Source organism: Salinivibrio costicola subsp. alcaliphilus (assembly GCF_001996185.1).
GTDB classification, from domain to species: Bacteria; Pseudomonadota; Gammaproteobacteria; order Enterobacterales; family Vibrionaceae; genus Salinivibrio; species Salinivibrio costicola.
The window spans coordinates 60692-81348 of the sequence record NZ_MUFR01000004.1; the positions used below are offsets into that span (position 1 = coordinate 60692).

Genomic DNA, 20657 nt, shown 5'->3' on the forward strand with positions numbered 1-20657 from the left:
AGTTGAGTTAACGATCACTGAGCGCTTTAAAGCGTGCCTGCTGATGGCGTAATTGATCGATACGTGCATCATAACGTGCTTGTGCCAAGCTGCCTAACTCAGCCAGTTGAGCGGCTTGGGTGTAGTTACGAATGGCTTTGCTCCATTGACCGCGCAGCGCGTAACGCTCTCCTTGAGCAGCTAATTCGCCGTCACGGTGTGTGCCAGTGCTTTCGTACGCTTGTTGTAACAAAAACCATCCGTTGCTGTCATCGGCATGCTGGTGAGTGTAGCGCTCTAATGCCTTGATCGCTTCACCGCCACGCTTGGCTTTTACCAAGGTGTAAGCGTGATTAAGCAACAATACGCGATTGTTAGGCTGCTGGCTCAAGGCTTGATTCAGGCGGGATAAGGCGCTGTCATACTGCTTTTCGCCAATATCTAAGTCGGTCATCGCGTCAATATAAAAACGATTATTGGGTTGAGCTTTAATGAGGGGCGCCAGCTTCTCACGCGCTTGTTGATAGCGCTGTGCATCAATATCCAACAGCGCTATGCCGTAATCAAGGCTATGTTTTTCCGCTGGCGATGCTGCTTTATGACGCCGTTCAAACCAGTCCATGGCGGAACGATCAGCGATACCGCTATATCGTGCAACGATCCGCGCTCGTGCGAGTTGGTAATCGGGAGAGTCGGGCACGCTTTTTTGAGGATACTGACGCGCCCGCGCGCGTGAATCTGTGATCCGAGACGCGGGTAATGGGTGAGTGCTGAAATACTCCGGCATTTGACTGGCGTAGCGGTACTCATCGGCTAACCGAGAGAAAAAGCGTGGCATCGCCTCAACATCGAAATCCGCGCGAGCGAGGGTTTCAATTCCGACGCGGTCGGCCTCTTCTTCGTTACGGCGGGTAAAGTTTATTTGGCTTTGCATACTCCCCGCCGTTGCTGCATGAGCTGCGGCTATGCCTGCTTCAGGCGCTGCAATCGCGAGCATTAAAGAGCCAACTAAAGCGGCAACCGTCAGCGGCGAGGTTTGTGCCTGCGCTTCCATGCTGCGCGCAAGGTGGCGTTGGGTTACGTGCGCGATTTCGTGCGCCATCACAGATGCCAGTTCGCTTTCTGTCTTGGCATGCAGGAAAAGCCCAGAATGCATGGCTACATACCCGCCAAAAAAGGCAAACGCATTGATCGCTTGATTATCAATCAAAATAAACTGGAAGGGCGTGCGGACATCGTTGGCGTTCGCCACCAACCGATGCCCGAGGGCGTTAACATATTCACCGAGTAAAGGATCATCAATAATGGGTTTGCTGGCTCGTAGCATTCGCATATAAGCATCACCAAACTCTTTTTCTTTTGCCACCGACAGCGTACTCGCGGCAGCGGTGCCAATGTTAGGCAAATCACTTTGATATGACTCGACGTTTGCTGACACAGGCGCACTGACCAATGTCCCTGCAAGCGCATAGGCGACGAGGCGGCGAGCCGTTTTTCCTCTCCAGGAGCAAGATGCACGTGGCGGCATAAGTGTCATTACCTTTTAAAATACGCAAGTGTACTTAAGTACAGACCGATAAAACCTGTCTGGGTTTCGTTGGCGTTCTATCTAATGTCCATTACAATACCAACGATAATACCGACCGGTGAGACAGAATGGAATGTCAAACTCTTGATTTACGAGCACATGTTTGCCCAATGGCCCTGCTACTCGCCAAGCGTGCAGCAGCGTCGTTGCGTGCCGGCGAGCAGTTAGTGATTTTACTGGGCGATCAAGGCGCGAAAAACGATATTCCAACCTACTTTACTCGTGAAGGATTTACCATTGCTTGGTTAGATACGCCAGCCTCGCGTTTACACGTCACAAAACAATAACGAGCCTGATATGTTTGAATTGTTACATCGCTGGTATCGGCGACGCTTTTCCGACCCACATGCGGTCAGCCTAGTGCTGATTCTTTTGGTCGGTTTTGTCACCATCTATTTTTTCGGCAACTTATTGGCGCCTTTACTCGTGGCCATTGTCATGGCGTATTTACTCGATTGGCCAGTCAATCGTCTTAGTCGACTGGGGCTGCCTCGCACGTTATCGGTTTTGGTGGTGATCGCCTTGTTTGCCAGCTTCACATTCATGGCGTTGTTTGGCTTGGTACCGACGATTTGGAATCAAGGGATAAGCCTAGTGGCCGATGTGCCGAATATGTTTAATAACATGCAGATGCTGATGATGAGCTTACCCGAGCGCTATCCAGGATTAATTAATCCGCATATGGTGAACACACTGGTCGATGCCTTGCAGTTTAAAGTCCTCAACATTGGGGAAACCTTGGTAAGGGGATCGTTATCATCGCTGGTGAACATCGTGGCGCTAGCGGTCTATTTGATTTTGGTCCCGCTCTTGGTTTTCTTCTTACTGAAAGATAAAACGCAAATGTTGGCGATGTTTAAAGGATTATTGCCGCGTAATCGCCGCCTTGCCTCTCGGGTTGGTCATGAGATGAACCAACAGATATCGAATTACATTCGCGGGAAAGTGACCGAGATTATTATTGTTGGTATCACCAGCTATCTGACTTTCATGTTACTCGATCTCCGCTATGCCGTGTTGCTAAGTGTCGCCACCGGCTTTTCTGTCCTTGTCCCCTATATCGGGGCGGCCATTGTTACGGTGCCGATAGCGATCGTGGCCCTTTTCCAATGGGGACTTGAGCCCGGGTTTTGGTATGTGATGATTGCTTACGGCGTGATTCAAACCCTTGACGGTAACGTCCTTGTGCCGGTGCTTTTCTCGGAAGCGGTCAATTTACACCCGGTGGCACTCATCATAGCCGTACTGGTTTTCGGTGGACTCTGGGGCTTTTGGGGGGTATTTTTTGCCATTCCATTGGCGACGTTAGTGAAAGCGGTATGGCAAGCATTGCCTGAAATTGAGCTCGATGATGATCCAAAAAAAGACGTAGAGTGATCCATCTTGTTTTCAGGCTCCTAAGTAAAGGAGCTGAGCGGCACGAGCACAGGCTTTACCGTGATCAGTTTGGCCCACAGAAGTAGTAATGAAAAACAGGGTTGGCATGGTACAAAACAGGCAAGAACATACGCATTTAGAGGGGTTCCGCGTCGCTGTGATCGGTGGCGGCGTGGCGGGCACGACAGCGGCCATGCGACTGGCTGAACGTGGTATTGATACCCAAGTGTTTGAAGCGGGAACCGGGCTAGTCAGTGGCCCACCTATCTGTCATCTTCATGCGGGCGGCAATTTGTATCGAGAAATCTCGCTCGATCAGTGCTTAACCTTACTGGACCAGTCCGTTGCGACCGTACGCATGTATCCGCACTCTGTGAATCGCCGCCCAACGGTGTTGGCGGTGCCAGAACAAGACCCAGGATCGTTAGATAGTGTGATTGCACGATTAGAAACCTTGCGCGAGCGTTATGCGCAATTGGTCGAGCTTGATAGCGCCAACAAAGTGATGGGCGAACCTGCTGATTATTTCCGCCTGTATCAGCAATCAGACCTTGAAGCGCTGAAAGTAAAAGATTATCGCAGTATAACCGATTCGGCTGATCAGTGGATGTGGCCGGTTGCGCAGTCGCTGGACCTAAGTGCGATGAAGTATCCGTTGGTATTGGTGCAAGAATACGGGCTGAGTGTATTTCGCCTCGCCGCTGAAGCGCAATTGACGCTTGCCGACGTGCCGCATTGCCAACTCAACTTTAATCATAAGGTCGTGGATACGCAGCAGACAGCGTCGGGTTGGCAAGTGACATATCAAGATAAGGCAGGCCAATCGCACACCACCGAGGTTGACTATCTGATTAATGCGGCGGGGTTTCGCACCGGGACCATTGACGATATGGCGGGCTTCGGGCGTCAGCGTCTGGTTGAGTACAAGGCAGCGTACGTCGCCCACTGGACGTCGACGGAGTACCAATGGCCAGAAATTATTGTTCATGGCCAGCGAGGCACGCCACAAGGTATGGCACAACTGACGCCTTATCCTGATGGTTTCTTTCAACTGCACGGCATGACGCAAGACGTGACCCTCTTTGAACGTGGCTTGGTGAAAAGCTCAGTGCAATCGGCGCAACCGAATGTCGACGCGCGCTATGTTAAAAACATCGATCAAGGTTGGGACTGGGATCAAGTGTGCCAGCGCACGGACCGGGCCATCGAACATTTTGCTCAATGGCTGCCTGAATTTAAGCAGGCCGAAGTCGGAGGAAAACCCTTGTGTGGAGCGCAACAAATTCCCGGTGAGGACCCGTCGCTGCGGGCGTCGGATGTGTCTTTCGATGGTGAGCGCTACGCTCGGATGGAAATCGTGAAAGCCTCCTCGGCGCTGACGGCGATAAACAAAGTCCTGACGCAATTTGAAGATGCCGGCTGGATTTCGCCAACCTCTCATTACGTCATGACGCGCCCGTCGACCGCTAAGATTGTCAGCGCTGCGTGTGAATTTGCGGTACAGCGTGGTTATCCAGAAGCATTGGCAAAGCCTGTGGGCTGAGTGAACCCATGGTCATCGTTTGAAAAAAGCGCACGATTCATCGTGCGCTTTTTTGTTAACAGGCAGGATAAGGCGCCGTCCTAGGCTTGGTTCAGGAAGTCCAATACCACTTGGTGATGATCTTTGGTCTTAAACTTATTGAACACATGTTCAATTTTGCCATCTTTGCCGACCAAAAAGCTGAGGCGATGAATGCCGTCATATTCTTTCCCCATGAACTTCTTGGGTCCCCAGACGCCAAATGCATCCGCAACCGCATGATCTTCGTCGCTCAGTAGGGTGAAATTGAGTTCATCGCGCGCGACAAAGCGGGCGATCTTTTTGACGGGATCCGGGCTGATACCTAACACCACGGTATCCAGCGCGTCGAGCTCGGCCTTAGTATCACGCAAAGAGCAGGCTTGTGTGGTGCAGCCTGGTGTCATTGCTTTGGGGTAAAAATACACGAGGACGCGTTTTTCGCCTTGAAACTGGCTAAGCGTGACGGTGTCGCCATTTTGATCTTGCAATGAAAAATCGGGCGCTAGAGCGCCTTCCGTTAATGTTTGCATGCGCTGCGTTTCCTTTTTTGTCGGTAAACCGAATTGACGATGATAGAGGGTGCTCGAGATTACGCAAGTTTTTGATATTACGATCACGCTCTTGACAGTGTTTGACCTTTTATTGACGCTAACGAGACGCTGATTCAATGATAAAATCGCAAACTTGAATGTAGCGGTAAGAAATGTCGAATAAGACACGCCAGCGCGCAGGGTTATTCTTGTGTTTACCCAGCGCCAAAAGTAACATTGCAAGCATCACCAATAAGGGAGACGAACATGGTTTCTGGAAGCATAGTGGCGCTCGTCACACCAATGGATGCACATGGCGAGGTGGATTACGTTAGCCTGAAAAAACTGGTCGAGTTTCATATCCAAGCGGGCACAGATGCGATTGTCGCAGTGGGCACAACGGGTGAGTCGTCGACAGTAACCGTGGATGAGCACATTAAAGTGGTCCTAAAGACCTTGGAATTTGCGGATGGACGGATTCCCGTTATTGCAGGTACGGGGGCAAATGCCACCCACGAAGCGATCACTTTCAGTAAAATGTTTGCCGGGTCGGGCGTAGCCGCTTGTTTGAGTGTGACCCCTTATTACAACAAGCCGACGCAAGAAGGCTTATTCCAGCATTATAAAGCCATTGCCGAAGCGACCGACTTACCTCAGATTCTCTATAATGTTCCCGGTCGTACCGCCGTAGATATTCAGCCTGAAACGGTGGCGCGCCTAGCGACCTTTGACAATATTATCGGCCTAAAAGATGCCACTGCCGATGTCAGTCGTGTCGCCATTCATCGGGAACTTTGTGGCGATGACTTCCTCTTATTTAGTGGTGATGATTTAACAGGGCTAGATTTTGTCCTTGCTGGTGGACATGGTGTGATTTCGGTCACTAACAATGTTGCCGCTGCGGCAATGGCCAAAATGATTCAATTGGCGCGCGCCGGTGAAGCAGACCAAGCGCATGCAATCAACGAGACGCTGATCCCTTTACATCGTCACCTTTTTGACGAAGCCAATCCGATCCCTGTGAAGTGGGCAGTCCGAGAAATGGGATTGATTGCGGATGGCCATCTTCGTCTGCCATTAACCGAATTAAGCGAGCATTTGCGTCCCGATGTCCGAGAGGCCATGCAGGTTGCGGGTGTTGTTTAAGCCGTTGGAGTGTCAATGAAACCAGTATTTAAGCTCGGCCTTTGTGCCATCATGGTCACCGGGCTGGTGGCCTGTAGTGGTGGCGCCGAGCAACGCCGTCAAGCCAAAGATGATTTTAGCTACTTGCAAACGACCCCGCTGTCGCAGTGGCAAACCTTGCCGGATCAAGCGCCTTACTTTTCCACCAATTATCAGATCCCTGAGCAAGACTTTAAGGGCGAAATCGGCAAAAATGTCGATATTCGTCCGCCGCGTCAAGTGCTTGATTTAGTGCCAGGGGCGCGTATTGAGCGTGACAGTCGTGGAATAACCGTCGCGGTTGCCAATGAGCAGCAGCTTACCCAATTATGGGAAACCGTTGAACGTCTGGCGAACGATAAGACCATTCCTGTTGAGACACAAGCCGCAGATCAAATTGACACCGGCTGGATCGCTTGGGAAAAAGAAGACAGTGCTCATCAGGCTCGGTTCCGCCTATCACGACTCGAACAAGGGCGGCGATTTGCACTGGGCGTCAATATGATTGATTCACGCGCCAAGGCCAGTGATGAACCTTTGACGCCGGCAGAGCAGGAACGCTATAACACCTTAATGACCAATCTGATTACGGTGAGCCATGATGCAGCACTACGTGCAGAGGCGCGCCGTTTAGCTGCGCAACGTCAGTCAGATATTCCGATGAGTTTTGGTACTGATCGAAGTGGCTTGCCAGTGATTATTGCGCGTGCTCCGTATGAGGTCGTATGGGAAAAACTTCCTGAGATGATTAAACCGCTCGGATTTACGGTAGAAAGCCGCAACCAATCGCAAGGTACGGTGAAAACGCGTCACGTTGCGCCGAATGATGAGCGTTGGCAAGCCCTTGGGGTTGAACCTATCTCGCTGCCGGACAATAGCTACACACTATTGTTAGGGGATTTAGGCAACCGCACCTCAATCAATGTGACCGACAGTGATGGAAAGCCGGTTAAAAAAGCAACGTTAGAAGCGCTTAGCCCAGCGCTGAAAGCGGCCATTGCGCAGCTTAGCCAGGCCACATCGCAGTAATCTTATAGGGACGCCAGACAGCGTCCCTTATTTTTTAGCGCCTAATGGAGAGAATAGGTAATGGAAAAACGTGCTGAGTTGTATCGCGGTAAGGCAAAATCTGTTTATGCAACCGATGATGAAAACCGCTTTGTTCTGCACTTTCGCAATGACACCTCTGCGTTTGATGGTGAGCGTGTTGAGCAACTTGAGCGAAAAGGTGAAGTGAATAACAAGTTCAATCACTTCATCATGCAAAAGCTTGAGCAGGCAGGTATTCCCACCCAAATGGACCAACTGTTGTCCGATACCGAGTGCGTGGTGAAAAAGCTCGATATGATCCCGGTTGAGTGTGTGGTAAGAAACATTGCCGCGGGCTCACTTTGTCGCCGACTGGGCGTAGAAGAGGGCACAGCACTCACTCCACCCACTTTTGAGTTGTTTTTAAAAAACGATGCGCTGCATGATCCTATGGTCAATGAATCACTGTGTGAGTCCTTAGGGTTCGCGAGCCAAGCCCAATTAGCGACCATGAAGTCGCTGACGTATCAGGTTAACGATGTGCTTAAGGCGCTGTTTGCTGAGGGTGACTTATTGCTGGTGGACTACAAGCTGGAGTTTGGCGTTGACGTCAACGGTAATATTGTCCTTGGCGATGAGTTTAGCCCAGATGGCTGTCGTTTGTGGGATGCCAACACGCGAGAAAAATTGGATAAAGATCGCTTCCGCCAAGGTCTAGGTGGTGTGGTAGAAGCTTATATCGAAGTAGCAAAGCGTATCGGCTTAGCCCTATAATTTTTTGGCTTAAAAAGCAAACGATTGCGTCGCGTGTGAAGATAATAGCACCGTGTAAATAAAATAGCGCCATGGATATGGCGCTATTTTTTATCGTCGCTCTTATCAGTAGGGAGGTCGGTATTATCGTTTGCGTCATCGTCAGGCGCTGAACGTTGATGCTTATCAGGCTTGTCTTTGTATTTAAGCCCAAACTTGGCGTTGGCGGTGTATTTGAGCGCCATGATGTTACTCACGACCACGGCGACCACAATGGTAATAATCACATAAGGATTGGTTAGCCATTCCATCTTTCCACCTCGCATAAGTTGGTGACGTAAGTTGAATATATCCAATCTAATTGGCCGAGGATAGCGTCTTTCCCACAAATCGGCGCATGGGTGATCGCAGCCGCGAGCATATCCTGAGAGAAAGCGGATAACATTGACGCACTGGTGGCAATATGGCTGATGTGCCATGGCTCTCTGGCAACCCCGCCTTGGTATCTCGCATAAGGAAGAAAGAAACCAAATGCTGATACATTGGCATGTAGCCAAGAAGAAAAGGCCGCTTGCGGGCCGCTGTCGTATTCGGGGGGCGTTAAAGCCAGCGGCTGATCAGGGATAAGAGACTGCTTATCGTACACATCCATGTCTGTTCCCCAATGATGTCGACTGGCGCCGGGTAACGCCGACCAGCGCAAGATCGCGTGCACCCGTTCCTTGTCTGATAAGCGGGTTATATCCATTGGTTGGCTGTGAGCATCAAGGACAGGCAGATCGCCGTTAAATTTACCATTCCAGATCGCCAACTGGCGTTCAAAAGCGCGATAACCACTGGCGACGCTCAACGCGAACCCAGCACGACTCGCCGCCTGTTGTAAGGCGGCGACGTCAGATAACACATCCTGATGCAAACAGGGCGCCCCAGGTTGCGCGTTCATTGGTTGAAGGGCTGAAGAGTCTTGCCCAATCAACTGTGCTGCGCATAGGCTCACGGTAGCGCCTTTTCCAACACTTTTTGGTACATGTCGGTCAGCTTTTCTAAGTCAGGAATACTCACACACTCATTGACCTTATGAATCGTGGCATTGACCGGACCCAGCTCAATCACTTGAGCGCCCATCTGGGCGATAAAACGACCATCGGAGGTGCCACCGGTTGTCAGTAATTGCGGCGTTTGATGATTCACCTCTTCAACCGCGGCCACAACTGCATCAAGCAAGGTACCTTCATCGGTCAAAAACGGGTCACCACTGTGGGTCCATTCTAAGGTGTAGTCGAGCCCGTGCGCGTCCAAAATAGAATAAACTCGCTGTTTGATGGTTTCACTATCTAGCTCGGTACTAAAGCGGAAGTTAAATTGCACATGACACTCACCCGGGACCACATTGGCTGCGCCGGTACCTGCCTCAATATTTGGGATTTGAAAGCTTGTCGGTGGGAAAAAAGCATTGCCATTATCCCACACTGTTTGCACTAACTCTGTTAGCGCTGGCATGGCCTGATGGACAGGATTACTTGCAAGGTGCGGATAGGCGACATGGCCTTGTATTCCTTTAACGTACAAATCGCCAGTGATGGATCCGCGACGACCGTTTTTGACCACATCACCGACGTGATTCGTACTTGAGGGTTCACCGACAATACACATGTCGATTTTCTCATTTCGAGCCATCAGCGTATCGACGACACGTGTGGTGCCATTTATAAAGGGTCCTTCTTCATCCGACGTGATCAGAAACGCGAGTGAACCCGAGTGGTCTGGATGCTCGGCAATAAAGCGCTCAACAGCCACAACCATGGCGGCGAGTGAGCCCTTCATGTCCGCGGCGCCACGTCCATGAAGGTGATCGTCAATGACAGTGGCTTCAAATGGCGGCGTATGCCATTGATCGCGCGGGCCAGCGGGGACGACATCGGTGTGGCCCGCAAACGTGAAGAGCGGCCCATCAGTGCCCCGTCGCGCCCAAAGGTTGGTGGTATCGTCAAACACCATGGTTTCAATCGTAAAGCCCAGGGCTTCTAATCGAGCAATCATTTGAGCTTGGCAACCCGCGTCTTCCGGTGTGACCGACTCACGATTGATCAAGTCTTTTGCCAAAGCCAGCGTAGCAGTATCAGTCATTGGAGTTTCCTTACAGCAACAGTAAATAAGTGCTTACATTACGCGAAAATCTCAGCGTATTGGCTCTCTTTAAAGCCAAGATAGTACTTCCCTTCGTGTACGAGTAAAGGGCGTTTAATGATCGCTGGATTGTCTAACATGATCGCAATCGCACGGGGTTGGTCTAAGCTGGCTTTTTGTTCGTCACTTAGCTGGCGATAAGTGGTGCCACGCTTGTTAATCAAAGGCTCCCACCCTAATTCGGCAACAAAGGTCTGTAACATCTCGGCATCTAACCCCGTCTTGCGGTAATCGTGATACTGATAGTTAATGCCTTGGTTATCCAACCATTTAAGGGCTTTTTTTAGGGTGTCGCAGTTTTTAATGCCAAATACAGTTGTCATGGTCGTTATCATCATTATTTACGGACAATTAAGAGTGACATCGCTCAACATTGAACGCAATAGTGGGGAAGGGGCCGTTTGGCGATGCGATAAGGGATGAAGCGTGTGAAATGTGCCACTAAATGAGTCTGCAGCACGTCGATTTGATGGCCTTTTGATCAAACGCAAAGCCTCTTCGCAGGCGGCATGAATAATGGGAACATTCGTAACTGTTGGAGGTTCATATGGAACTAAACCCGGTATTCGCCCGGCGTCTCTATCTTGCCGTGTTGGTAGAAGAAATGGAACGCCCAAATGTGCCACGCCTTATCGAGGCGACAGGCTGGCCCCGTCGTACGATCCAAGATGTATTGAAATCACTGTCTGGGCTCGGTATTGATATGACTTTTATCCAAGATGGAAAGCGTCATAACGACGGTTACTACCAGCTTAAAGACTGGGGACCGTTCCGCCGTGATTGGGTCGAAGATAAAAAGCGCGATATTCGCTCTTATATCAACTAGCTGCTCGCTTAAGGCGTGATAAGCTCAGCGTCGGTTAAACGTTGGCGAATGACCTCGGCACGTTGACGGTTGGCGCCAAAGTCATAGTAGCCAATCCGAGATGCGGAGCGAAGGGCGATCTGGTTGCCCTCAAGCGAGACTTCAACATCATCCACAAAGCGCAGCACCTTAGTGGTGAAGCGTAAGTGTGCGTAATTATCTTGCGAGGTGACGACCTCAGCGCGCGGCATGGCGGCGATATGCGCGACAATGGCTGAAAACGTCACGTTGTCGTTGGCGATATAAAGCGGTGCCAGCTGGAATTTTTCTCGGGTATCTGCCGTGGACACACAGTTGGGACTATCGCCACAGGCCGTCACTGGCGGATGTTTAGCCATCGTTTCTCCTTTGCTGCAGCCAGCCAAAGTGATGATCCCTATAACCGTTATCAGTCGCTTCCACATTACGCCCTCACCAATATATAGCCAATGAACCCTATCCAGCTTATCACAAGTAAAAGCCATGGGAGACTGCTGTAGCTTTTATCTAACCCAGGTTCAGCGGGGGTAAGATCATCGACCGGGGCTTGAGATGCTTTTACAGGCGCGGCGCTTGATGGTTTATTTTGTTGTTTTTTTCGTGCTTTATCCTGCTCGCGTGCTTTTGCTTTTTGTTCCTTTTTATATTGGGCAATCCCTTTTTCAATCCCTTGTGCAATCAGTTTGGTCTGCGCTTTTGTTTGTCCCGGTTTTTGTGTGGCTTTCGCAACGCGCATGGCGTCTTGTTGCGTTTCTGGCGAAATCGTCGCGTTGGCTTTGGCTTTGGCCATAAGGGCTCCATGTAACGCTTAATAAATAACTCCAGCCAAGGATAACAAATTTTACTTTTAGGCTTGCAGTTTTTATTGCATGTCGCCATGGTAAATATGTGACTTCTCAATCAATAAGCTTATGGATACATTTCATCACTTTGACGACAAAGGGTATATCAAGGCACCGCAGATTGCCGTGTTGTGTTTACTGTTATTAAGCCGCGCGTGGTGGCTATTGGCAATGGCTGGCGTGAGTCGAGAGCAGGGTAGTGAGTTGCTCGCGCTGGTTTATCCTGAGTTATCGGCGTTTTATATAAGCTTGGCAATTGGCGTGGTGCCGCTCGGGTTGTTGTTATTAGTCGGTAACTGCGACAGAGCGCCTGAATGGCTAAGACAACACTGGCACATTGGCTATTGGTGGGTTTGGCTATTATGGCTATGGGAAGCTTATCAAGTCTGGCAAACGTTCATCGTCACTGGGGGGCAGTTTGATTGGCTGCTTGCTTTACACGGCCTTTGGCTAGCTTGGGCAAGCCTTTATTGGGCAAGAAGCCGACGCGTCAAACGCTTCTTTTTTCAGTTTACGAGTGATGGCCGAGCGATGGCTTAAAAAAAACGCAGCCAATTGGCTGCGTTTGTCTAAACCAGAGACGGTTTATTACTTGGTGACGCGTAATACTGGGGTTTCACCCACAGTGACGGCACCTGATAGTTTGGTCAACTCTTTGATCTCATCCATATTCGAGATCACAACAGGTGTCAGTGTTGATTTCGCTTTCTCTTCGAGTGTCGCTAAATCAAATTCAATCACGGTATCACCGGCTTTAACCGTTTGACCTTCTTCGGCAATGCGCTTGAAGCCTTCGCCTTTCAGCTCGACGGTGTCGATACCAAAGTGAACAAAAAGCTCGACGCCATCGTCTGACTCAATTGAGAAAGCGTGGTTGGTTTCGAAAATCTTACCGATAGTGCCGTTTACTGGCGCTACCATTTTGTCACCAGATGGCTTAATCGCAACACCATCACCGACGATTTTCTCAGCAAACACAACGTCAGGCACGTCTTCGATGTTGACGATCTCACCCGACAATGGGGCGATAATTTCAATAGCACTAGCGTCGTTGCTGTCTTCAGACACCAACTTCTTCAGTTTGTCGAACAGACCCATAGTGTTGCTCCTAAGCAGTAATTCTTTGCTGATTGTATATTAGCAAGCGGTTTTTTCCGCAATAAATTTTTCGACATAGGCCTCGATTTCTGCCGCAGTTGGCAAAGTGAGCGCTGTGTCGGCCATCGCTTTCACATCAGCAAAGTTGGCATTACGGATAATCTTCTTGATGCGAGGGATAGAAATGGCACTCATGCTGAACTCATCCAAACCCATTCCCATCAATAGTAACGTTGCTTTCTCATCACCTGCAAGCTCTCCGCACATCCCCGTCCATTTTCCTTCAGCATGTGAGGCATCAATCACTTGCTTGATAACCGTTAGTACTGCAGGAGACAGTGGATTGTACAGGTGTGAAATAAGCTCATTACCACGATCGACCGCTAAGGTGTATTGGGTCAAATCGTTAGTGCCGATGCTGAAAAATTCCACTTCTTTCGCGAGGTGGTGAGCGATTGCAGCCGCGGCCGGTGTCTCAACCATTACACCGATTTCAAGATCAGCATCAAAGTCGAGGCCTTCTTGGCGTAGCTCTGCTTTGTAGGTTTCAATCGCTTCTTTTAGCTCGCGGATTTCTTCGACAGAAATAATCATCGGGAACATGACACGAATTTTACCGTGTGCCGATGCACGTAGAATCGCACGTAGCTGATCGCGGAGAATTTCGCGACGGTCAAGACTGATACGGACGGCTCGCCAGCCCAAGAATGGGTTCATTTCTTCAGGCAGGTCCATATAAGGCAGATCTTTGTCACCGCCAATGTCCATGGTGCGAATGATCACTGGGTGACCATCAATCGCTTTTGCGACCGCCTTATACGCTTGATATTGCTCTTCTTCAGTAGGGAGCGAGTCACGGTCCATGAACAAGAACTCAGTGCGATAAAGACCCACACCTTCACCACCGTTACGGTTTACACCGTCACAGTCTTTTACTGTGCCCACGTTGCCGCACACTTCGACTTGGTGGCCGTCTAATGTGATAGCAGGCAAGTCTTTGAGCTTCGCGAGCTCGGCTTTTTCCGCGATGTGTTGATCACGAATCGCTTTAAACTTGTTGAGCTCGTCGTCAGAAGGATTAACGACAATTTGGTTGTTAATTGCATCAAGCACCAACATGTCACCGTTTTTAACATTGGCGGTGGCGTTGTTAGTGCCCACAATCGCTGGAAGCTCTAACGAGCGTGCCATGATCGACGAGTGCGAGGTGCGACCACCGATATCGGTGATAAAACCGAGCACATAATTCAGGTCAACCTGTGCTGTTTCTGAAGGCGTCAGATCATTCGCAACCAGGATCACCTCTTCGTTGATCGCGCTCAGAGACACCATGTTGATGCCGAGTGCGTTTTTAACAAAACGAGAACCAATATCACGGATATCTGCCGCACGCTCTTTCAGATAATCATCATCCAGAGATTCAAGCGTCACCGCCTGCTCTTCAATCACAGCGTAAATCGCGTGATCTGCAGTGGCATGGTTAGATTTGATGAAGCTGACAATCTCGTCTTCCAGCTCTTCATCTTCTAGCAGCATGATGTGACCTTCGAAGATCGCTTCTTTCTCTTCGCCGAAGGTTTCCCTTGCTTTGTCTTTGATCGCTTCGAGTTGCGTCTTAGACTGTTCGCGAGCATCCAATACGCGCTGAATTTCTTTTTCAATTCGAGACGCATCAATCTTATCTTTATTGATGACAACGTCTTCTTCTTGCAACAGCAGTGCTTTACCAAAAGCAATACCAGGTGATGCCAGGATGCCTGAAATCATAGCTTTACCTTACGTTTATCCAACTTAAAACCGATAGAAAAAGAGCCGGATTACTCCAGCTCGTCCATCAGTTTTACCAGGTGATCAACGGCTTGTTGTGCTTGCGCACCTTCAGCAGAGATAGTCACCTTGGTGCCTTTGGTCAAGCCAAGGGTTTGCAGTTTAAATAGGCTTTTCGCGCTCGCGCTCTTACCGTTCGACTCAACAGTAATGTCAGCGTCATAGCTTTTTGCTTCTTTGACGAACTGCGCCGCTGGACGAGTGTGTAGGCCGTTTTCTGCACTAATTTCAACTTGCTTCTGATACATGATTCACCCCGTTTCTGTATTTTTTTAAATCTATGTATTAAATATAAGGTTAGCTTAACCGCTAACGGGCGATTTCGCTATCCGTTGACGCTAACCTAACCAAGAAATCGACCAGATAGCTTAATCCATGTCAATTTCATGTCATCTTTCTCTCATTTTTGACCTTCCACTCACTCGCCTCAAGGGCTTTTATTTTGATGCGGAAAATAAAAATGTTGCTGTGTTTTACTAAAGCTTAATATAAAAATCAAACAAAAAAGGCCCAATTTGGGCCTTTGTTGTGGGAAGAAACCAGTTGAAGATTGCTAACCTGCTGTTACTGCTCTGTTTCCAGCTCAGTGAACATGCCAGCAAATAGTGGCGAACTGAGATAACGCTCGGCGGCACTTGGTAAAATTGTGACAATCGTCTTATTCGCAAACTCGGGGAGCTCGGCAATTTTGTTCGCGGCGACAACGGCTGCGCCTGATGAGATCCCACCTAGGATACCTTCTTCTTCCATCAAGCGGCGTGCCATGGCAATCGCTTCATCTGAGCTCACAGAAACGACCTGATCAACTAACTTGATATCCAAGTTTTTTGGGACAAAGCCGGCGCCGATGCCCTGAATTTTATGAGGGGCCGGTTGTACGTCTTGGCCAGCAATAGTTTGAGCAATCACGGGTGACTCCGCGGGCTCCACTGCGACGGTGGTAATGGCTTTCCCTTGCGTGTTTTTGATATAGCGGCTCACACCGGTCAGTGTCCCCCCGGTGCCGACACCGGCAACAAACACATCGATTTCACCGTCAGTATCTTCCCAGATCTCAGGGCCTGTGGTCTTTTCGTGAATTTCTGGGTTGGCTGGGTTGTCGAACTGCTGGAGCATAAGATATTTACCAGGCGCTTGCGCCATGATTTCCTCTGCTTTCGCAATTGCGCCTTTCATCCCTTTAGGCGCTTCGGTGAGCACCAATGTCGCGCCCATCGCTTTAAGTAGCTTACGACGCTCAAGGCTCATCGACTCTGGCATGGTAAGCGTCAATTTATACCCGCGCGCTGCGGCAACATAAGCCAGCGCAACCCCGGTATTACCACTCGTAGGTTCAATCAGCTCAATGCCTGGTTTCAGGGTGCCTTTTTTTTCCGCATCCCAGATCATGTTGGCACCGATGCGGCACTTCACACTAAAGCTTGGGTTACGTGCTTCTACTTTTGCTAACACATTCGGCTTAGCAACACGGTTTAGGCGTACCAGTGGGGTATGGCCAATTGTTTGCGTATTGTCTTCGTAAATCTTGCCCATTGTATCGTTCCTTCATGACACCGATTTAAATCACTGCTCCAAGCATATCGCTAATGCCTGTTTTTGAAAGGATCGGTTGGTTATATCTTATTGTGAGTGTGAAAGCGTAAAGGGCGCTAATTACGCCCCAACTGCTCTTTATGGCGATCGACCCACATGGCGGTTGCACCACATACTGCGGCAGGCATGACGATGAGATTCAGTAAAGGTGTCATCGTAAACAACATGACGACTGCGCCAAAGCTCAACGAGGTGCCTCGCTGTTGTTTGAGAGTATCGCGCATGGTTGGGAAAGCGACCTTATGGTTATCGAACGGGTAGTCGCAATACTGAATGGCCATCATCCAAGCGCTAAATAAAAACCAAAGCACAGGGCCTAAGGTTTGGCCAATGGCGGGGATCCAAAGCAATAACAATAATCCGAGTGCTTTGGGTATGTAATAGGTTAGCTTTTGCCACTCGCGCTTCATAACACGCGGTACATCCTTGATAAGTCCCGTTACCCCATCGTCGGGCGCGGGGGCACCGGTGAGTTTCGCTTCCAGATGCTCAGACAATAAGCCGTTGAATGGCGCCGCAATCCAGTTAGCGAGAGTACTGAATGCGTAGGAGAACACCACTAAAATCGCAATCACGACCAAAGGCCAAATCACAAACGAGAGCCAGGATAACCACTCAGGTAGCATAGCCATCCAGTGATCGAGCCATTCACTAAATTGTGAGAGTAAATAGATAAACGCCCCGCCGAGTAGCAGCACATTCACGAGGATCGGAATGATCACAAAGCGGCGTAATCCGGGGGTCATCATTAATGAAAACCCCTGAAAAAGGTAGCCCGCGCCGCTTTGAGGACGAGGGCGTGTCGCGTTGTTCATTGTTTCTCCTTGATGGTTTACGGTATCGACTGACGGTTTGCGGTTATAGTATGGGGGAGCCATGGCGATGACAATGACCCCATAATGGGAAAGTTTACGGATTTGTGTGTCTCGATTCGTTAAATTCTTCCCAACTTTTGATACAGTTAACTAAGTTGACCATTAACGCATTGCGTCAGCCATCGGGCCCCGCTTATGATTCCACTAACGTTTGCAAAGCTGTCGGCGTTGTGACATAAGCTAATCAAAACGCTGAACATAGATAGATTTGAGAATCAATGATGCAGGAATTGCGCCTTGTACTGATTGTTTTGGGAGCATTAGCAATTGCAGCTTTGCTTTTGCATGGTCTCTGGACAAACAAGAAAGAAAAGACGACCAAGTTCGGCGAAAAGCCCTTGGGAAAACTGGAAGACGATAACGACGCGCAAAAGTTTGACCAAGACGGTATTGGTGCGGTGAGAGTGGTCAGCAATACTAAGCATGGCAATGAAAAGCCCGCGCGTCAGGAGCCTGCTGTCAGCTTCGGCGACAAGCCTGATGTTGATCCTCTATTTGCCGGTGACACTCAGGTGGCGTCTGACTCAGAACAAACGCTTTACCCGTCAATGTCGGCAACCGATGATGATCCTAGCTTTGTCTCTGCGTCGGTTGCTTCCAATGATGGCGACGAGACAGGAGAGACAGAAGCTGCCAATATCGCCTCCGCGCCACCAGAAGCGGAAACAATGCATACCGACGAGGCGACTCAAGCTGAGGTTGATGAGCATGAAAGCCACGAGCGTGCGTCAGAACAGTCAGAAAAAACGGCAACCCAAGCCGATGAGCCCGACGATACCGAAGTATTAGTCTTACACGTGCATGCCAATAATAATGCGGTATTTAGTGGTTTGGACTTAATTCCGACCCTTGAGCAATATGGACTGCGCTTTGGTGACATGGGGATTTATCATCGTCATTCAGACTTATCTGGCAGTGGTAAGGTTCTATTCAGCGTCGCGAATATGGTCAAGCCCGGCACCTTTGATGTGAGTCACTCAGAGAGCTTTGAAACGCCAGGGGTCAGCTTTTTTATGACGCTACCTTGCTACGGTGAGCCAGAGCAAAACTTTAAATTGATGCTGCAAACGGCACAACAAATTGCGGATGAGTTGGGTGGATTGGTATTAGATGATGCCCGCTCAATGATGACACCATCACGCCTTGATGAATACCGTGAGCGAGTGAAAGCCTTCAACGCCTCGTAACGCGCTTAACACCGATTGATGATTGCTTAGACGGACAGCGGGACATGGCTCCCGCTGTTGGCGATTTATCGATATACTTGTCTGCAACTCTGCTGATACGACGAACCAAACCATGGCTTACAGTAAACAACAACTTGATGACATTAAGCATCAGCTCAACTATCACGCCTACCGTTATTACGTTGAAGACAGACCTGAGCTGCCCGATGCCGAATACGATCGTTTGATGCAAACGTTGCTGGCCATTGAAGCTGAGCATCCTGAATGGGTGACGTCAGATTCGCCTAGCCAGCGTGTAGGCGGCGCGCCACTGAGCGCTTTTGAAACCGTTACCCATGAGCTGGCGATGTTGTCGCTTGGTAACGCGTTCAGTGATGATGATCTCGTCGATTTTGAGCGCCGAGTCAAAGACAGACTCGGTAACACTGAACCCGTCACCTATACCTGTGAACCAAAGCTTGATGGCTTGGCTGTCAGCCTGATTTATGAAAACGGTGTATTGGTGCAGGCCGCGACGCGAGGCGATGGGACCACGGGCGAGAATATTACGCACAATGTAAAAACGATTCGCAATGTCCCATTGACCTTGCAAGCAGGGGATTGGCCTGAGCGTTTAGAAGTGCGTGGCGAAGTGTTTATGCCGAAAGCAGGTTTTGAAGCGCTTAATGAGGCAGCGTTAAAGCGTGGCGATAAAACCTTCGCTAACCCACGGAACGCTGCGGCGGGTAGCCTGCGTCAACTTGACTCGAAAGTCGCCGCCAATCGACCGCTGAGCTTTTATGCCTATGCGGTGGGCGTGATGTCGACACCGTTCGGAGAAGGGCAGAGCGAGCGCTTAAATAGGCTTAAAAAATGGGGGCTTGCCCTGAGCCCAGAAGTAAAACAAGTGTCGGGGCTTGAGGGCGTTAAAGCCTACTACCAAGATATTCTGGCTCGCCGTGATGATCTGCCCTATGAAATTGATGGGGTGGTGATCAAAGTGGACAAGATAGCCAGCCAAGAAACGCTCGGATTTGTTGCACGGGCACCACGCTGGGCGATTGCCTATAAATTTCCGGCACAAGAAGAAATCACCCGCCTCAACGATGTTGAATTTCAAGTTGGCCGCACGGGCGCTATCACACCAGTGGCTAAGCTTGAACCTGTTTTTGTCGGGGGCGTGACGGTGAGCAACGCGACCTTACATAACGGTGATGAAATAGAACGTTTAGGCGTGCACATTGGCGATACTGTGGTCATTCGCCGTGCGGGTGATGTGATCCCACAAGTGGTTGGCGTCGTGGAAAGCCGGCGTCCGGCGCAGGCGAAACCGATTGTGTTTCCCGACGCCTGTCCGGTCTGTGAGTCGGCCGTGATCCGCATTGAGGGTGAGGCGGTCGCACGCTGCACCGGCGGGCTTATTTGTCTGGCTCAGCGTAAAGAAGCGATTAAACACTTTGCCTCACGCAAGGCAATGGATATTGACGGCCTAGGCGATAAAATTGTCGAGCAGTTAATTGAAAAAGAGCTGATTGAAACGCCTGCCGATCTCTTCACTTTAACCCCAGGGCGTGTGACGCAGCTCGATCGAATGGGGCCGAAATCGGCGCAAAATTTGGTTGATGCGTTGGATAAAGCCAAAGCGACGACGTTATCACGCTTTATCTATGCGCTTGGGATCCGAGAAGTCGGTGAAGCTACCGCGCAAAATCTTGCCCTGCATTTTAAAACCTTAGGCGCTCTGCGTGCAGCGGATGAAGAAGCACTGATTGCGGTACCTGATGTGGGCGCCATTGTCGCGGGTCATATCGTTCGCTTTTTTGCTGAGCCACATAACCAAGCGGTTTTAGATGCGCTGCTCAACACCGGCATTCACTGGCCAGCGGTGAGTGCGCCATCAGACGAACAGGCACAACCGCTGGCGGGGAAAACCATTGTGCTGACCGGTACGCTATCGCAAATGTCACGCACCGATGCCAAAACGGCGTTACAAGCACTGGGCGCGAAAGTGACCGGCAGTGTCTCGGCAAAAACCGATATGTTGATCGCCGGTGAAGCGGCTGGCTCTAAACTGACGAAAGCACAAGATCTTGGCGTAACAGTCCTCGACGAAGACGCGATGATCGCCTTAATCAACCAGTAGTTTACATGGCCATGTGCAGCCTCTGCACATGGCCTGATTGTGGAATTTACCTAGACTGGTAAACTAACCGTTACTCATCATTCTCAGCACTGGGATAG

The 20657-nt window shown here is 50.0% G+C and carries 23 protein-coding genes; 10 read left to right on the forward strand and 13 right to left on the reverse strand.

Annotation, left to right across the window (positions count from 1 at the left end; all coding sequences use genetic code 11):
- Window positions 1–7 precede the first annotated feature (7 nt).
- Window positions 8–1507, reverse strand: coding sequence for a beta-barrel assembly-enhancing protease (gene bepA, locus BZJ21_RS02235; RefSeq protein WP_077669022.1), 1500 nt, complete (start codon window positions 1505–1507; stop codon window positions 8–10).
- Between the two features lie 128 nt (window positions 1508–1635).
- Between bepA and BZJ21_RS02240 the strand changes: the two genes are divergently transcribed.
- From BZJ21_RS02240 to BZJ21_RS02250, 3 genes are all read left to right on the forward strand, one after another.
- Window positions 1636–1854 carry a sulfurtransferase TusA family protein gene (locus BZJ21_RS02240; protein ID WP_025744467.1) on the forward strand — a complete coding sequence of 73 codons (219 nt, stop codon included), beginning with the start codon at window positions 1636–1638 and terminating at the stop codon, window positions 1852–1854.
- A 10-nt stretch (window positions 1855–1864) separates the two neighbouring features.
- Window positions 1865–2944, forward strand: a complete 1080-nt coding sequence (locus tag BZJ21_RS02245) for an AI-2E family transporter (protein WP_077669023.1) — start codon at window positions 1865–1867, stop codon at window positions 2942–2944.
- 88 nt (window positions 2945–3032) lie between these two features.
- Entirely contained in the window at window positions 3033–4487 is a 1455-nt protein-coding gene (locus BZJ21_RS02250) for an FAD-dependent oxidoreductase (RefSeq protein ID WP_077669024.1), read from the forward strand.
- Window positions 4488–4567: 80 nt separating this feature from the next.
- On the opposite strand, the gene bcp is transcribed toward BZJ21_RS02250, so the two are convergent.
- Window positions 4568–5038 (reverse strand): thioredoxin-dependent thiol peroxidase, encoded by a 471-nt coding sequence (bcp, locus tag BZJ21_RS02255; protein WP_077575946.1) that lies wholly within the window; start codon window positions 5036–5038, stop codon window positions 4568–4570.
- 267 nt (window positions 5039–5305) lie between these two features.
- On the opposite strand from bcp, the gene dapA reads away from it, so the two are divergent.
- From dapA to purC, 3 genes are read left to right on the forward strand one after another with little or no spacing between them, the layout of a single operon-like run.
- Window positions 5306–6184: a 4-hydroxy-tetrahydrodipicolinate synthase gene (dapA, locus tag BZJ21_RS02260; RefSeq protein WP_025744469.1), complete on the forward strand. Its 879-nt coding sequence runs from the start codon at window positions 5306–5308 to the stop codon at window positions 6182–6184.
- A 15-nt stretch (window positions 6185–6199) separates the two neighbouring features.
- Entirely contained in the window at window positions 6200–7231 is a 1032-nt protein-coding gene (bamC, locus tag BZJ21_RS02265) for an outer membrane protein assembly factor BamC (RefSeq protein WP_077669025.1), read from the forward strand.
- Window positions 7232–7291: 60 nt separating this feature from the next.
- Window positions 7292–8005 carry a phosphoribosylaminoimidazolesuccinocarboxamide synthase gene (gene purC, locus BZJ21_RS02270; RefSeq protein ID WP_077669026.1) on the forward strand — a complete coding sequence of 238 codons (714 nt, stop codon included), beginning with the start codon at window positions 7292–7294 and terminating at the stop codon, window positions 8003–8005.
- A gap of 83 nt (window positions 8006–8088) precedes the next feature.
- Here the strand turns inward: purC and BZJ21_RS02275 are convergent, their stop codons facing one another.
- Genes BZJ21_RS02275 through BZJ21_RS02290 form a run of 4 tightly spaced genes read right to left on the reverse strand, consistent with a single transcriptional unit; the run spans window position 8089 to window position 10494 of the window.
- Window positions 8089–8295 (reverse strand): DUF2897 family protein, encoded by a 207-nt coding sequence (locus BZJ21_RS02275; protein ID WP_077669027.1) that lies wholly within the window; start codon window positions 8293–8295, stop codon window positions 8089–8091.
- A complete protein-coding gene (locus BZJ21_RS02280) occupies window positions 8283–8981 on the reverse strand; it encodes a M15 family metallopeptidase (protein ID WP_236719502.1) in 699 nt (232 codons plus the stop codon). Before BZJ21_RS02280 ends, BZJ21_RS02275 begins: the two co-directional genes overlap by 13 nt.
- Window positions 8978–10111: a succinyl-diaminopimelate desuccinylase gene (gene dapE / locus BZJ21_RS02285; protein ID WP_077669028.1), complete on the reverse strand. Its 1134-nt coding sequence runs from the start codon at window positions 10109–10111 to the stop codon at window positions 8978–8980. The genes BZJ21_RS02280 and dapE overlap by 4 nt, the downstream gene beginning before the upstream one ends.
- A gap of 38 nt (window positions 10112–10149) precedes the next feature.
- Window positions 10150–10494, reverse strand: a complete 345-nt coding sequence (locus BZJ21_RS02290) for an ArsC family reductase (RefSeq protein ID WP_077575941.1) — start codon at window positions 10492–10494, stop codon at window positions 10150–10152.
- Window positions 10495–10718: 224 nt separating this feature from the next.
- Here BZJ21_RS02290 and BZJ21_RS02295 point away from each other — a divergent pair, with 224 nt between their 5' ends.
- Window positions 10719–10997 (forward strand): winged helix-turn-helix domain-containing protein, encoded by a 279-nt coding sequence (locus BZJ21_RS02295; protein WP_077461603.1) that lies wholly within the window; start codon window positions 10719–10721, stop codon window positions 10995–10997.
- An 8-nt stretch (window positions 10998–11005) separates the two neighbouring features.
- Here BZJ21_RS02295 and BZJ21_RS02300 read toward each other — a convergent pair whose 3' ends face one another.
- Both BZJ21_RS02300 and BZJ21_RS02305 read right to left on the reverse strand, forming a co-directional pair.
- Window positions 11006–11374 (reverse strand): DUF1499 domain-containing protein, encoded by a 369-nt coding sequence (locus BZJ21_RS02300; protein ID WP_158075493.1) that lies wholly within the window; start codon window positions 11372–11374, stop codon window positions 11006–11008.
- Between the two features lie 65 nt (window positions 11375–11439).
- A complete protein-coding gene (locus BZJ21_RS02305; protein ID WP_077461601.1) occupies window positions 11440–11805 on the reverse strand; it encodes a DUF2956 domain-containing protein in 366 nt (121 codons plus the stop codon).
- A gap of 121 nt (window positions 11806–11926) precedes the next feature.
- Here BZJ21_RS02305 and BZJ21_RS02310 point away from each other — a divergent pair, with 121 nt between their 5' ends.
- Window positions 11927–12397 (forward strand): DUF2919 family protein, encoded by a 471-nt coding sequence (locus tag BZJ21_RS02310; protein WP_077461600.1) that lies wholly within the window; start codon window positions 11927–11929, stop codon window positions 12395–12397.
- 48 nt (window positions 12398–12445) lie between these two features.
- Here the strand turns inward: BZJ21_RS02310 and crr are convergent, their stop codons facing one another.
- The 5 genes from crr to cysZ all read right to left on the reverse strand — a co-directional run bounded on the left by crr (window position 12446) and on the right by cysZ (window position 17190).
- The gene (gene crr / locus BZJ21_RS02315) at window positions 12446–12955 is read right to left on the reverse strand and encodes a PTS glucose transporter subunit IIA (RefSeq protein WP_025744475.1); all 510 of its coding nucleotides are present in this window, start codon (window positions 12953–12955) and stop codon (window positions 12446–12448) included.
- A gap of 39 nt (window positions 12956–12994) precedes the next feature.
- Window positions 12995–14722, reverse strand: coding sequence for a phosphoenolpyruvate-protein phosphotransferase PtsI (ptsI, locus tag BZJ21_RS02320; RefSeq protein WP_077575939.1), 1728 nt, complete (start codon window positions 14720–14722; stop codon window positions 12995–12997).
- A gap of 50 nt (window positions 14723–14772) precedes the next feature.
- Window positions 14773–15030 carry an HPr family phosphocarrier protein gene (locus tag BZJ21_RS02325; protein ID WP_025673281.1) on the reverse strand — a complete coding sequence of 86 codons (258 nt, stop codon included), beginning with the start codon at window positions 15028–15030 and terminating at the stop codon, window positions 14773–14775.
- A gap of 316 nt (window positions 15031–15346) precedes the next feature.
- On the reverse strand, window positions 15347–16315 hold the full coding sequence (gene cysK / locus BZJ21_RS02330; protein WP_077461598.1) for a cysteine synthase A: 969 nt from the start codon (window positions 16313–16315) through the stop codon (window positions 15347–15349).
- A 116-nt stretch (window positions 16316–16431) separates the two neighbouring features.
- Window positions 16432–17190, reverse strand: a complete 759-nt coding sequence (gene cysZ, locus BZJ21_RS02335) for a sulfate transporter CysZ (protein ID WP_077669030.1) — start codon at window positions 17188–17190, stop codon at window positions 16432–16434.
- 278 nt (window positions 17191–17468) lie between these two features.
- Between cysZ and zipA the strand changes: the two genes are divergently transcribed.
- Window positions 17469–18437, forward strand: coding sequence for a cell division protein ZipA (zipA, locus tag BZJ21_RS02340; protein ID WP_077461596.1), 969 nt, complete (start codon window positions 17469–17471; stop codon window positions 18435–18437).
- Between the two features lie 112 nt (window positions 18438–18549).
- Complete coding sequence (ligA, locus tag BZJ21_RS02345; RefSeq protein WP_077669031.1) at window positions 18550–20559, forward strand: NAD-dependent DNA ligase LigA; 2010 nt, start codon at window positions 18550–18552, stop codon at window positions 20557–20559.
- Window positions 20560–20657 lie beyond the last annotated feature (98 nt).

Excerpts from the sequence above, each read along its gene's own strand:
- bepA (WP_077669022.1), bottom strand. The coding sequence starts at position 1,507 with ATGCCGCCACGTGCATCTTGCTCCTGGAGAGGAAAAACGGCTCGCCGC.
- BZJ21_RS02240 (WP_025744467.1), top strand. The coding sequence starts at position 1,636 with ATGGAATGTCAAACTCTTGATTTACGAGCACATGTTTGCCCAATGGCC.
- BZJ21_RS02245 (WP_077669023.1), top strand. The coding sequence starts at position 1,865 with ATGTTTGAATTGTTACATCGCTGGTATCGGCGACGCTTTTCCGACCCA.
- BZJ21_RS02250 (WP_077669024.1), top strand. The coding sequence starts at position 3,033 with ATGAAAAACAGGGTTGGCATGGTACAAAACAGGCAAGAACATACGCAT.
- bcp (WP_077575946.1), bottom strand. The coding sequence starts at position 5,038 with ATGCAAACATTAACGGAAGGCGCTCTAGCGCCCGATTTTTCATTGCAA.
- dapA (WP_025744469.1), top strand. The coding sequence starts at position 5,306 with ATGGTTTCTGGAAGCATAGTGGCGCTCGTCACACCAATGGATGCACAT.
- bamC (WP_077669025.1), top strand. The coding sequence starts at position 6,200 with ATGAAACCAGTATTTAAGCTCGGCCTTTGTGCCATCATGGTCACCGGG.
- purC (WP_077669026.1), top strand. The coding sequence starts at position 7,292 with ATGGAAAAACGTGCTGAGTTGTATCGCGGTAAGGCAAAATCTGTTTAT.
- BZJ21_RS02275 (WP_077669027.1), bottom strand. The coding sequence starts at position 8,295 with ATGGAATGGCTAACCAATCCTTATGTGATTATTACCATTGTGGTCGCC.
- dapE (WP_077669028.1), bottom strand. The coding sequence starts at position 10,111 with ATGACTGATACTGCTACGCTGGCTTTGGCAAAAGACTTGATCAATCGT.
- BZJ21_RS02290 (WP_077575941.1), bottom strand. The coding sequence starts at position 10,494 with ATGACAACTGTATTTGGCATTAAAAACTGCGACACCCTAAAAAAAGCC.
- BZJ21_RS02295 (WP_077461603.1), top strand. The coding sequence starts at position 10,719 with ATGGAACTAAACCCGGTATTCGCCCGGCGTCTCTATCTTGCCGTGTTG.
- BZJ21_RS02300 (WP_158075493.1), bottom strand. The coding sequence starts at position 11,374 with ATGGCTAAACATCCGCCAGTGACGGCCTGTGGCGATAGTCCCAACTGT.
- BZJ21_RS02305 (WP_077461601.1), bottom strand. The coding sequence starts at position 11,805 with ATGGCCAAAGCCAAAGCCAACGCGACGATTTCGCCAGAAACGCAACAA.
- BZJ21_RS02310 (WP_077461600.1), top strand. The coding sequence starts at position 11,927 with ATGGATACATTTCATCACTTTGACGACAAAGGGTATATCAAGGCACCG.
- crr (WP_025744475.1), bottom strand. The coding sequence starts at position 12,955 with ATGGGTCTGTTCGACAAACTGAAGAAGTTGGTGTCTGAAGACAGCAAC.
- ptsI (WP_077575939.1), bottom strand. The coding sequence starts at position 14,722 with ATGATTTCAGGCATCCTGGCATCACCTGGTATTGCTTTTGGTAAAGCA.
- BZJ21_RS02325 (WP_025673281.1), bottom strand. The coding sequence starts at position 15,030 with ATGTATCAGAAGCAAGTTGAAATTAGTGCAGAAAACGGCCTACACACT.
- cysK (WP_077461598.1), bottom strand. The coding sequence starts at position 16,315 with ATGGGCAAGATTTACGAAGACAATACGCAAACAATTGGCCATACCCCA.
- cysZ (WP_077669030.1), bottom strand. The coding sequence starts at position 17,190 with ATGAACAACGCGACACGCCCTCGTCCTCAAAGCGGCGCGGGCTACCTT.
- zipA (WP_077461596.1), top strand. The coding sequence starts at position 17,469 with ATGATGCAGGAATTGCGCCTTGTACTGATTGTTTTGGGAGCATTAGCA.
- ligA (WP_077669031.1), top strand. The coding sequence starts at position 18,550 with ATGGCTTACAGTAAACAACAACTTGATGACATTAAGCATCAGCTCAAC.